Genomic DNA, 12,739 nt, shown 5'->3' with positions numbered 1-12,739 from the left:
AAGAGCGAACGACTATGTATCTGGTGTGTGGCGAAGCGCTGTTCGATTTTTTCAGTGAAGAGGATGCCAGCGGGCAGGCCTCCAAGGTCAATTACAAAGCGATTGCCGGCGGTTCGCCGTTCAACGTGGCGGTTGGACTTCGTCGGTTGGGCGTGGAGGCGGCGCTGTTTGCCGGGTTGTCCACCGACTACCTTGGGCGACGCTTGCAGCAAGTGCTGCAGGATGAAGGTGTACGCCCGGATTTCCTCGTGGATTTCGCCGCACCGACCACGCTGGCGATGGTCGCCGTCGGTGCCAATGGCTCGCCTCACTACAGCTTTCGCGGTGAAGGTTGCGCAGATCGGCAGCTCAAACCTGAGCATTTGCCTGAGCTGGGGCCGGAAGTGCGCGGTTTACACATCGGCTCGTATTCTTTGGTGGTGCAGCCGATTGCCGACACCTTACTGGCGTTGGTGCAGCGTGAAAGCGGCAAACGCCTGATCAGCCTTGATCCTAATGTACGACTCAATCCTGAGCCGAACATCGACCTGTGGCGCTCGCGGATTGCGACGCTGGTTGAGTTGGCCGACTTGATCAAAGTCAGCGATGAAGACTTGAGCCTGTTGTACCCCGAGCAAGATCCGCAGCGAGTGATTGAGGGTTGGCTGCAACATCGCTGTCAGTTGGTGTTCCTGACCCGCGGTGGCGAGGGTGCAACGGTGTTCAGCCGTGCGCACGGTTCGTGGTCGGTGCCGGCGAGCGCAGTGAAAATCGCCGATACCGTGGGCGCGGGTGATACGTTTCAGGCGGCATTGATTACCTGGTTGACCGAGCAGCAACTGGATTCGGTTGAGGGCGTGCAATCGCTTGAGCGCGGGCAAATCGACGGGATGTTCAAGTTTGCGGTGAAGGCGGCAGCGTTGACGTGCAGCAAGACGGGGCCGGATTTGCCGTATCGGCAGCAATTGGATCTTCGCTGATTGACAGGCCCCTATCGCGGGCAAGCCCGCTCCCACAATGATCATTGCCGAACACAAAATCTGTGTTCGCTGGAGATCACTGTGGGAGCGGGCTTGCCCGCGATGGCGGTGTAACACACACCGCCAACTTTCGGTCCCAACAAGGGCTACAGATGACTTTAGTCTGAAAATGACTATCAGTTTCTGGCCGCCCCGCCCCTGTGATGCAAGGATGTGCTGGAGAGGATGGAGCAACAACCCCCCGCATCCATTGGCCAAAACCCCGTATCTAAGGGTTTTCCCGATAGCCCAAGGCCTCCACACCTACGCCATTTGCGCCTTGAACGAGTCGGTTTAATGCTGCACCATCCGCACCAGCTTATTCAAAGGACGGAATTAAAGGCATGCTGGACGCGAACGCAACCCATATTTCCCTGACGCTGGAAGGCGTTTCCGTTGACCTGCAAGTGCTCAGCTTCGTCGGTCGCGAAACCCTCAACCAACCGTTCTGTTTCGACATCGAACTGGTCAGCGCCCGTCCCGACCTGAAACTCGAAGAGTTGCTGCACAAGCCTGGCTGCCTGACCTTCGGCGCTACCGGCGAAGGCATCATCCACGGTCTGGTTTATCGCATCGAGCAAGGCGACTCCGGCAAAAGCCTGACGCGCTACAGCATCAGCCTGGTTCCGCAACTTGCTTACCTGCGTCACAACCATGACCAGCAGATTTTCCAGCATTTAAGTGTGCCGAAGATCATTGCCCAGGTCCTAGAAGCACGCGGCATCCTGGCCGACGCCTACAGTTTCCAGCTCGGCGCGATCTACCCCGAGCGCGATTACTGCGTGCAGTACGACGAATCCGACCTGCATTTCATCCAGCGTCTGTGTGAAGAGGAAGGCATTCACTTCCACTTCCAACACAGTGCCAGCGGCCACAAACTCGTCTTCGGCGATGACCAGACGGTGTTCCGCAAACTCGCACCCGTGGCCTACCAGCAAGACTCCGGCATGGCCGCCACAAAACCGGTGATCAAACGTTTCAACCTGCGCCTGGAAACCCGGACTTCCCGCGTCAGCCGCCGCGATTACGACTTCGAGAAACCAAGCATCCTGCCCGAAGGCACCGCCAAGAGCACCTTCGCCCCGGACCTCGAAGACTACGACTACCCCGGCCGCTTCGTGACCCGCGAACGCGGCAAACAACTGGCAACCCGTGCGCTGGAACGCCATCGCAGCGATTACCAACTCGCCGAAGGCAAAGGCGACGAGCCCACCCTGGTGAGCGGCCACTTCATGGCCCTGAGCGAACACCCGCGCGCCGAGTGGAACGACCTCTGGCTGTTGCTCGAAGTCGTGCACGAAGGCAAGCAGCCGCAAGTGCTCGGCAAAAACGTCACCAGCGACGTCACCCACAATAAAGACGATTTCCATCAGGGCTACCGCAACACCTTCCTTGCCACCCCGTGGGACGCGCACTTCCGCCCTGCCCTCGAACACCCGAAACCGAAAGTCCTGGGCAGCCAGACCGCCATCGTCACCGGCCCGCCCGGCGAAGAAATCCACTGCGACGAATACGGCCGCGTCAAAGTGCAATTCCACTGGGACCGCGACGGCCAGGCCAACGACAACACCAGTTGCTGGCTGCGCGTCGCCACCGGCTGGGCCGGAAGTGCCTACGGCGGCATCGCCATCCCGCGCGTCGGCATGGAAGTCCTCGTCACCTTCCTCGAAGGCGACCCCGACCAACCGCTGATCACCGGCTGCCTGTTCCACAAGGAAAACGTCGTCCCCTACGACCTGCCGGCGAACAAGACCCGCAGCACCTTCAAAACCCTCAGTTCCCCGGGCGGCAAGGGTTACAACGAGTTCCGCATCGAAGACAAGAAAGGCGCGGAACAGATCTACCTGCATGCCCAGCGCGACTGGGATGAAAACATCGAGCACGACCAGAAAATCCGCATCGGCAATGAACGCCATGACACGGTTGAGGCCAATGTGTTCAGCGAGTTCAAGGTTGAAGAACACCGGATTACCCATCTGGACCGCAAGACTGAAGCGCGGGCGGATGATCACCTGACCGTGGCTACAACTCAGCATGTGAAAGTGGGGACGGCGCAGTTTGTCGAGGCGGGTCAGGAGATTCATTACCACGCTGGGCAGAAGGTGGTGGTTGAAGGTGGGATGGAACTGACGGCCAAGGCTGGCGGGAGTTTCGTCAAGGTTGATGCGGGGGGTGTGACGATCAGTGGGGCTGAGGTGAAGACCAATTCGGGTGGATCGCCGGGTTCGGGGAGCGGGATTAAGATTCTTCCGCCGATTATTCCGGGTGCAGCAGCGGCTGCCGCAGCAGGGAAACTGCTGAGTGCTCCGCCGATTGGCAAGTTTAATGCGGTGGCTGATTTGGAGCGGCAAACAAAGCAACGGCGCCTGCAGCCGTAAGGATTGCACATGCATGTAACCGCCATGAACACCCTGCTGGCCGCACCTCGTTACGGATTCGAGTCGCTGCCCAGGGAACAGTCCAGTCAGGTCCTGTGTTTCATCATCGATCGCGCACGCCAACCCGAGGCGATGTCGCGTCTGTATCGCATCGGCGAACCGATGAATGCTCAAGCCTTGTACAGCAGCACTGACTTTGCGGAAATCGCCAATGACGGTCCGCTCTGGCTCACAGCACCTTGGGGCAGCCGATTGGCAGTCGAAGCCACGCGATTGTGCGAAGAAAATCACTCGGGCATTGCCCTGGTCGCAGAAGACGCCACTCAGGCACTCGCACACGCGCGCTGGTTGCTACGAGCCAACGACGGTTCCGGCGGCCAAAGCCTGTTGAGTTATCACAAACCTAGCCTGTGGGCTGCGCTGGCCTACACCGCAGGCGACACGTCCATTCAATTGTTCGGTCCTTGGCAAGCAGTGTATAGCCCTGCCCCGAGACACTTCGGCAAAGAGCGCGGCGCGTGGCTGTCCTGGACGGCGAAGTCGGAACTGAAGTGGCGTGGCGATGGCCCGGCGTTCAACCTTCCCGACAACGCAGCAAAGATTCAAGCGCGGCTGGGGTGGTTGTACTGGGTCGATGAGCAATATGCAGCGTTCGGTAAGCCCGGTGATGACCGGATCAATGAAATTACCGAGAACCTGGACCTTTTGCTCAAAAACAACATCTACGAAGGTGATCACTTGCTCAAGCTCGCCTCCGTCGTCGACGGACCGCGGCTTGAAACACGGCCAGAAGCAATGGCCATCCTGCAATCCAGGGAAGAGTCATTCATCAAGGTTGAACAGCTGATGCAAACAGCATCCGCCAATCCCCAATGAACCCGACGCAACAACAGAACGGAAGCACCATGGAAATTACCAATCATTCAGTCAATCCTGGTGAAACGCTCAGCCAGATTGCTACTCGCTACAACACCAATGTTGCGCAACTGCGCCAGATGAATCCATTCATTACCAACCCGAGTGCGATTAAACCGGGTTGGAATCTTAGTGTTCCCAAGAGTGCTCAGGCTGAAGCGGTTGCAAAACCAGCGGCCCCTTCAACGGCAGCTTCCCAACCTGCTCCAACGGCCGAAAGTGCAAGTGCGCCTGGCCCTAAGCCCATTGACTTGGGGCCGAAAAAAGACTTTACAGAAACGTGCGCCCCCAGCTTCAAGGATCAGCCCAAGCCTTGTTCCAACACGTACGGCACCGCAATTTATGCAACTGACGAAGAAGAGTTTTGGTTACTGCCCGAGCGCGCCGCCTCCTCGATGAAGGAGGCGATGCACGCTCTGGAGAATCAAATTGCCCCGAGTAAATCCCGCGATGAGCGCCTCAAGGGATTAGATGACAGCGGATTACTGAATTACTTCCTTGAGCCAAAACTGAGTAATTTTCTCGAGGGCGAACAGCGCCAACGAATGGAGGAGATTGAAGCTCAGGAACCGAATATCGAAATGGACCCAGGAATGGTCCTTCGCAGCCGCCAAGAAGTAAAACGCGCAAAAGAAAAGGACGCACCAAAGGCCGAAACGCCGAAAACCGATACTCAGCGCTCACGTATAGATCAGCTTCAGTCGGATATCGATACTCAGAACCGTATCCGGGATGATTACAGCGAGCTACGCAAGTTACGCAGCGAGTGGTTGGCGCTAAAAAAAACAGCTATTGCCGCCGCCGAAAAGAAGGGTCATACGTACGAGAACGGTACGTTGTTCGCTGCCGGGGCAATCGAGGCTCGCGCTCGCGTCCAAAATTACCTGGAGAAACGCAAGGCGCTGATCAGTGAAGGTGGCATCAAGCCACAGGCTCAGGAAGATATCGCCAAGCTCCTTGAAACTGACAAGAAAAAGCGTGATGAACTGCAGAAGTGTTTATACACCTGCGAAGGCGATACATACGCCTACCTGGCGTGGAAGCATGGCGAAGCCAAGTCGTTTGCCTATCACGAATACACCGACGCGATTATCAAAGTAGCGGAATACGGGATCGCCTTACCTGAGTACGCATTGATCAGTGGCGATGACATCACTACAGGTATCGAGCAGTTCAAGTTGTTTCTCGATACGGAAAAACAGCAATCGGAAATCAATAACCGCTTGCGTGAAAAATACAAAAACTGGATCGAAGCGACGGGTCAAAATGCCCAGGCACCTGCCGGTCTGGTCGAAGCCGAACGTGCCGAATGGGACCGTTTGCAAGTTGTAAAACAGGGCTTACACGAAAAGGCTCAACAAAAAGTCGCTGCTGACCCTATTCGACGTCACTTATTATGGGAGCCTGAACAGTTTGAGCCTCAGCCGGTTGATCGGCTTGTCAAAGATGGCTTTCCGCTAAGAGAGGTCAGCACACTGGCTACAAGCGGCACGCCGTTGAAGTGGTTCAGTTTGCTCAACCTCAAGGGTGCGCCAAACCTTCTTGAGGAAGACTTGAAAAAAGCCGGCAAGAGCGCAAAAAAAATTCTTGAAGGCATCCCAAAAAATGGTGACGGTGGTGCAAATAAAAACAGCGCGCAGAAGGTATTTGGCCAGTGGCTGGCAAGCCAGGGCGCGCTAAAAATTGGAGATCAAGCCGGCGATTGGTTTGATACCAATGGTTGGTTCAATATCGACAAGTTTTACAGCTTCTTGCAAACCAACGGCTATAAAGTGACTCAGCTTGAGGATGCCGGTGCGCGAAAAGAATGGGGCGAGCATCTAAAGCAGGTCGTATTCAAAAAGAGTGTTCGTGGTGAAGTGAGGCTTTTCGACAAGAGCCAGCAGGCGCAGTTTGTCCGCTGCCTTGCGCCGCCGCAAAAAAAACTGCATGGCGAAGTGAAACTGGAAGGTCCCTCCTTCTCTGCCGCTGAAGGCTTCAAGACGTCGGCCAGTGCGTCACTGAGCTTTGACTTGGCTCGAGGTGAAGTGGAACTGCTTAAAATCGACATGCCGACTCGCGAAAAAGCCAAGGATGTGACGGTCGATTACTATCTCGAAGGTAATCCTCAACTTCAGACCTTGAACCTCGGCCGTATGTCCTTCCATTTCGGTGCCCGTGCGTGGGGATACGCCGGTGCGTCGCTCATGCTCGCCGGTAGTATTGAGCTGGTCCCTATAGGCGGCAATACCAAATATGGCGCGACACTCAGCCCTGTCAAACCGGCACAGCGCGAAGATACCGAAGCAAAGGCCGAACGGAAGACCCACGAAGAAACGATCAAAACCAAAGCCGACAATGGTGATACCAGCCCTACCCCTGACCTTGAATACAAGTCCAAGGCGCTCACGGCTGTCGATACCAAATCAAGTGGCCAAGTCATGTCCGGCAAGGCCGCCAACGTACAAATTGAAAATGGCATAAAGGCCAATTTCAATCTGTTCGCCGGCGTGCAAGCAGGTATCCAACTGACAGGGGCTTTGAATTGGGCTCCGCCTAAAGCATTGGCTGTATTGCGGGCAGGACCCTCCACCGGAATCAATAACAGCAAGGAGGCTACGAGCGCTAGCCAATGGCTAACGCTTGCCAACCTCAGCGGATCTTTAGGTGCTGCCTATGGCGCGGGCTTGCAGGGCAATGCTGGAGTTTCTCTGGATAAGGGTAAATTCATTCTCAATCTTAAAGCAACGGTTGTTCTTGGGCCGGGTGCAAGTGGTAGTTTCAAATTTGAGGTAGGTTACGAGGCTGTTGTAGAGCTTATCAATATTTATCGACGTGAGCTGTATAAAGCTAAAGGCGCTTCTATTAGCTGGATTACTCCAGAGGCTGCTGAACAGGCTTCTGCACTGAACATGCTCGGTGCGGTCGGGTTGGATGTTGCAATGATCTATATGATGGGCATCGACGTTATTATGAATCTATATGACGCGATGACCAGTAGTGGAAAGGGAGGGCCCATTGCAGACACTATTATTGAATATGAAAATCAAGCCGAATTGCAAAAATGGTTTATGGAAGCAACTCCCGCGGCCTTGGGCCCCCTCCTTATGACGCTCAGTTCTGAGCCGGAAGAGTTTTCAGTAATTTCAACGAACCAAGACACAAGTGAAAGTAAAAGTACCGATCGTAAGTACGTAAAACAGGAAGCACGTTTGCTCCAACAACGAGCTCTCGACAGAGTGATTTATTGGGTAGGATCAACGGCGGATGGCGCAGAAGCGTTAACCAAAGCTCAACAGCTATTTGAGGACGCTTGTAAATGCATGAACAAACTAGGCGTCGCACCTAAAGAGTCCGGGCAAGCGTATTGTGAGAATAGATACAGACTAGATAATTTTATGGCAGTTCCTGTACTTAGCATGGAACGTGCGGAAGGCGTTAAAGCTCGGGCCCGCTATAAATCAAATGTGAAGAAAATGGGTCAGCGTATAGACGCGTTCTGCAAGCTGGACTTTCGGGAAAATAGCTATATCCCGATGACCACCATGAAATATTCCGGCCCTTTATAATCGAGTCAACTAAACATGTTAAAAATGAAAAATGCCGTTTGCATTGCCTTATCAACCCTATTCTTTAGCTTTGTGGCGCAGGCAGAAGTATCGACACAGCAAGTGAAAGCAAAGGAAAAGGGTATTGAGCTTTACAATCAATTCAAAGCCATATCTGCAGTCCCCTATCTGAAGGCAGCAGCGGAAGGTGGCGATCGTGAAGCACAGTACTACTTGGGCGAAGCGTTACGCAAAAATAACAAATATATAACTCCAGAAGCTCAGAGCGCGTATGAAGCCTCTGCTCGCCAAGGTGATATATATGCAATGATAAGATTGTCTCAGCGCAATAACGATCTCTGCGTTGAGATGAACAACTGCTCAGGTGAAAAAAAATCGCCAAACGAGTGGTCCAAAAGTGCCTTAGAGGCTGCTACGAAAGAAGCTGAAAAAGGTGACGCCGAGGCTATGTATTTGATGTACCGGATAACCGGAGACGACAAATGGTTTGAAAAATCCGCAGACGGAGGTTTTGCGCTAGCGCAGTACTATCTAGCGGCGGATTACCGTGAAGGTAAAGGTTTCTTCCTGACACCTTCAAAACGCGCGGAGATGGTCGAACGCTGGATGAAGGCATCTGCGGAGGGTGGCAACCCTCAAGGTATGTTGGCGTATGCCGCGATTCAGGGTCGAAAAAAGGACTGGGAGCAATTCAGGTCGTGGAATGAAAAAGCTGCAATGACTGGATATGTCAGCGCTGTATACGGTTATGGCTCTTACTTAGCAGGACAATCGCCGGAATACGGCTTTAAGGAGGATCTAGTAACTGCCTATGCATCCATTTCCTGGGTGCTTGAACTAGACGGTGGGGGCGGCATGCGAGAATTTGCACAAGATGAACTCCCGGAAATCGCGGCAAAAATGACTGGGGAACAGATCGAAAAATCAAAAAAAACCCTGACGGAATGGAAAGCAACCCGCCCACCACTATCCTTCTTCCCTGACAAGCTATGAACGATTAACACTATGAAAGCGTATTTTTTCGTAGCCCTCTTCGCGATCGATTTGTCCTCAGAGGTTAGCGCACAATCTACTTCGGACCTGAAGTCCGCTAAAACACAAGGCATCACACTTTATAATCAGTTCAAAACAAGTTCATCAGTGCCACTCCTTGAATTAGCGGCCCAAACAGGTGATCACGAAGCCCAATATTATCTCAGCGAAGCAATTCGTAAAAAAAATATATGACTCCTGAAGCTATGAGTGCCTATGAAGCATCGGCCCTCCAAGGCGATATATACTCGATGATAAGGCTCGCAGGAGAGAAAAATGATCTCTGCGTAACTATGGGTAACTGCCCAGAAAGCCGAAAGGAACCTGGCGTTTGGGGGAAGTTGGCGTTAGATACCGCTAGCGTAGAAGCTGCGAAAGGAAACGCAGAAGCGATGTACCTAATGTTTATAGTTACCGGCGATGATAAATGGCTGGAGAAATCCGCCGAAAATGGGTACGCGTTTGCGCAGTACTTTTTAGGGGTAAGCTATCGTGAAGGGCGGGGCTTTTTTTTACTACCATCGAATCGGACAGAGGTTTTTGAACGCTTAATGAAATCTTCTGCTGAAAGGGGCTACCCTCAGAGCAATCCTAGCGGAAAAATAGATATGCAAGGATTCAGACTCTAGAACCAAAGAGCGGCAGAAACCGGATACGCGACTGCAATTTTTGGATATGGATCAAACTTAGGGAAAGAATCATTTGAGTTTGGATATATCTACGACCCGATCAAGTCCTATGCATTACTTCACGCTCTGCTTGAGTTAGATGGTGGCGGCGAAATGCCGGACTGTGAACCATGTACTTCCTGATATTTCCGCCAAGCTGACTCCAGCGCAAATAGAGAAAGCAAAAATGCTCTCTAAGGAATGGAAAGAATCTCACCCACCACTACCCTTCTTCCCCGACAAGCTATGAGTTAACAAATGAATTACATTACACACCTACGCCATTTGGCACCTTGAACCAGTCGGTTTAATGCCGCACCATCCGCACCAGCTTATTCAAAGGACGGAATTAAAGGCATGCTGGACGCCGGGAGCTTTGGGCCCACTACTCATGACTTTAATAAGCCCTGCAGACGAATTCAGTATTATCAGCACCAATTCATCGGACAACAAAGCAGAACGCAAATACGACAAAAACCAAGCACACCTAATCCAACAAAGAGCAATTGAGCGTATTCTTAGATGGATATTAGATAACGCAAAAAAACAGAATACCGTCGATAAAGCCCAGAGCCAGTTCGAGGAGATCTGCATGCGCATGAATCGCTTTGGATTAAAGCCAGCGAATGAAACGCAACTTTATTGCGAAAATCGACTGGCGCTTGACAACTTTATGTCAGATGCAGTTCTAAGACTTGCTGATCCAGAAAACGAAAAAATGCGTACTCGATATGCTCAACATGTGAAATTATTAGGCGCAATTAGTGATAATTACTACCAACGCAGCCAATTTTATGGCCGAACATATTTACCCGCCGGCAGAGCCGAGTACATTGGTCCCGGCCAGTAGAAACCGAGGACAACACATGCGCCAAAAACTCACACTCGCTACTGCAATTTTTTCCCTGCTTTTTTCTTGCCAATTGCTTGCAAAACCTACGGCTGAATTGACTGCAGCAAAACAAACGGGAATAGCTCTTTACAATCAATACAAGATGGTGCCTGCAATACAGCATTTGACGATAGCCGCAAAAGGAGGGGATGCGGAATCTCAGTACTATTTAGCCGAATCAATTAGAAATACAAAACGTTACATGACTGAGGAGGCGCAACATTGGTACGAGGAATCAGCAAACCAAAATAACATTTATGCAATGATACAGCTCGGACGAAGTGGTGATAATCTCTGTATCAATATGGGCAACTGCCCTAAAAGTACAAAAACACCGGCGCAATGGTTGAAAGGCGCGCTAGATTTGACGAAACCTGCTGCTGAAAGTGGTGATCCCGAAGCGATGTACTTAATGTATGAACTAACGCTTAAGGACGAATGGCTGGAGAAATCTGCAAATTCTGGACATGCATTAGCTCAATACTGGATGGCAATTGGAACCAGGCAAGGGGACGGTTTCCTCTTACCGTGGAAGCGGCATGAGGCAGTCGGAAATTGGCTGAAACTATCTGCAGAAGGAGGCTACCCTCCTGCAATGATGGAGTACGCTGCGTTTATTTATGAGGATCAAGGCGATTTGGCGGTGGCACGTCATTGGATTATCGAAGCAGCCCAAAAAGGGTACAAGTCAGGAATTAGTAGTTACGGCGCATATTCGGCGCATTCACCATCACTTTACGACTTCCCATTAGATAGGATTAAAGGTTATGCGTTGACCTCATTACTATCTGAACTTGACGGCGGTGGAGATGTACAGGTCTACGTAAATGAAACCCTGTCGGAAATCGCCGAAAAAATGACATCTGAAGAAATTTCAGAAGCTAACGAATTTGCAAAAAACTGGAAAGCGACTCATCCACCTCTGTCATTTTTTCCTGATAAATTGAGTCGCTAACATAAATGAGCATCCACTTAGTATGCGCGCTATTAATTACTGCGCTTTCAAGTAGCGCACTCGCGCAACTATCCCAAAAAGAACAAGCAGCAAAAGTTCGGGGGCTAATCCTCTACAATCAATACAAAACTGTTACTGCCACCCCCTTCCTGACCGTTGCCGCTGAAGCCGGGGATTACGAAGCACAATATTTTCTAGCAGAATCATTGAGAACAAAAAACCACTACATGACTACCGAAGCCAGACATTGGTATGAAGCTGCTGCTGCTCAAGGTGACCTGTATGCCATGATCCAACTCGGCCGCAGCAAAAATGATATTTGCGACCTGAAAAATGATCGCCCCAAAGATAAAAAGAAACCGGTTGAGTGGTTAAATGAAGCCCGAGATTTAGCAAAACCCAAAGCAGAAGCGGGAGACGCCGAAGCTATGTACATCATGTACGAGCTTATGCTAGAAAAAAGCTGGCTTGCAAAATCAGCCTCGGCCGGTTTTGCGCTTGCACAATATTGGATGGCCGTGGGCTACAAGCAAGGTGATGAATTTCTTCTACCATGGAAGCGCACGGAAGCAATTGAAAAATGGTTCAAAGCCTCTGCAGAGGGCGGATATCCAAAATCGATGATGGAATATGCGGCGATCTTGTACGAAAAGGGAGATATGGATGGTTTTCGCCATTGGAATGAACAAGCAGCATTGGCAGGCTACGCATCTACAGTTTATGGCCATGGATCCGATTTAGCTCATGAACCAGACAAATATGGCTTTCCATTCGACATAATTAAAGGCTATGCACTTGTATACTCTTTGAGAGAACTCGACGGCGGTGGCGGGATTCAGGCCAGAGTCGAAAGCAAACTCCCAAAAATTGCGGCAAAGATGACACCCGAACAGATAATTGAAGCTAAAGAGTTCGCTCAGAAATGGAAGATTACTCATCCTCCACTTTCATTTTTCCCTGATAAGCTGAGTCGTTAAACGCGGTGAAAATTTATTTTTATGGGGCCTATTAGCGCTGACATTTTTAGCTAGCGCGCAAACTCAACTAACACCTGAAGCAAACACAGCCAAGACAAAAGGAATAGCACTTTACAATCAATACAAATCAGTTTCAGCCACCCAATACCTAACAGTAGCCGCAGAGGCTGGCGACGCTGAAGCGCAATATCATTTGGGTGAATCGCTCAGGAGGAAAATCATTACAGGATTCCTGAAGCACGAAAGTGGTATGAGGTCTCCGCGGCACAAGGGGATGTTTATGCCATGATTCAGCTTGGACGTAGAGAAAAAGATCTATGTACGTTTTCAAATGTNATTCATGACGCAATTCAAAATCCAGCGCCTAGCAGCGCGG

At 51.4% G+C, this 12,739-nt stretch carries 10 protein-coding genes; all 10 read left to right on the top strand.

The window, feature by feature from the left end; genetic code table 11:
• Positions 1-14: 14 nt before the first annotated feature.
• The 10 genes from B7L09_RS01160 (at position 15) to B7L09_RS01115 (ending at position 12,363) form a co-directional block, all read left to right on the top strand.
• Positions 15-959 carry a carbohydrate kinase family protein gene (locus B7L09_RS01160; RefSeq protein WP_094467397.1) on the top strand — a complete coding sequence of 315 codons (945 nt, stop codon included), beginning with the start codon at positions 15-17 and terminating at the stop codon, positions 957-959.
• Positions 960-1,342: 383 nt separating this feature from the next.
• Complete coding sequence (locus B7L09_RS01155) at positions 1,343-3,376, top strand: type VI secretion system Vgr family protein (protein ID WP_141213414.1); 2,034 nt, start codon at positions 1,343-1,345, stop codon at positions 3,374-3,376.
• 9 nt (positions 3,377-3,385) lie between these two features.
• Positions 3,386-4,252, top strand: coding sequence for a DUF4123 domain-containing protein (locus B7L09_RS01150; RefSeq protein WP_010460479.1), 867 nt, complete (start codon positions 3,386-3,388; stop codon positions 4,250-4,252).
• A gap of 29 nt (positions 4,253-4,281) precedes the next feature.
• Positions 4,282-7,839 carry a LysM peptidoglycan-binding domain-containing protein gene (locus B7L09_RS01145; RefSeq protein ID WP_010460481.1) on the top strand — a complete coding sequence of 1,186 codons (3,558 nt, stop codon included), beginning with the start codon at positions 4,282-4,284 and terminating at the stop codon, positions 7,837-7,839.
• Between the two features lie 15 nt (positions 7,840-7,854).
• Positions 7,855-8,832, top strand: a complete 978-nt coding sequence (locus B7L09_RS01140) for a tetratricopeptide repeat protein (RefSeq protein WP_010460484.1) — start codon at positions 7,855-7,857, stop codon at positions 8,830-8,832.
• Positions 8,833-8,844: 12 nt separating this feature from the next.
• Positions 8,845-9,066: a hypothetical protein gene (locus B7L09_RS01135; RefSeq protein WP_083376701.1), complete on the top strand. Its 222-nt coding sequence runs from the start codon at positions 8,845-8,847 to the stop codon at positions 9,064-9,066.
• Positions 9,063-9,500, top strand: coding sequence for an SEL1-like repeat protein (locus B7L09_RS32195; RefSeq protein WP_238547511.1), 438 nt, complete (start codon positions 9,063-9,065; stop codon positions 9,498-9,500). The genes B7L09_RS01135 and B7L09_RS32195 overlap by 4 nt, the downstream gene beginning before the upstream one ends.
• A gap of 430 nt (positions 9,501-9,930) precedes the next feature.
• Positions 9,931-10,389 (top strand): hypothetical protein, encoded by a 459-nt coding sequence (locus tag B7L09_RS01125; protein WP_010460488.1) that lies wholly within the window; start codon positions 9,931-9,933, stop codon positions 10,387-10,389.
• A 16-nt stretch (positions 10,390-10,405) separates the two neighbouring features.
• A complete protein-coding gene (locus B7L09_RS01120; RefSeq protein WP_010460489.1) occupies positions 10,406-11,386 on the top strand; it encodes a tetratricopeptide repeat protein in 981 nt (326 codons plus the stop codon).
• Positions 11,387-11,391: 5 nt separating this feature from the next.
• Positions 11,392-12,363: a tetratricopeptide repeat protein gene (locus tag B7L09_RS01115; RefSeq protein WP_010460491.1), complete on the top strand. Its 972-nt coding sequence runs from the start codon at positions 11,392-11,394 to the stop codon at positions 12,361-12,363.
• Positions 12,364-12,739 lie beyond the last annotated feature (376 nt).

It is taken from the genome of Pseudomonas mandelii, from assembly GCF_002251635.1.
Classification (GTDB): Bacteria; Pseudomonadota; Gammaproteobacteria; order Pseudomonadales; family Pseudomonadaceae; genus Aquipseudomonas; species Aquipseudomonas mandelii_B.
This window is presented reverse-complemented; position numbering and strand designations above follow the sequence as displayed.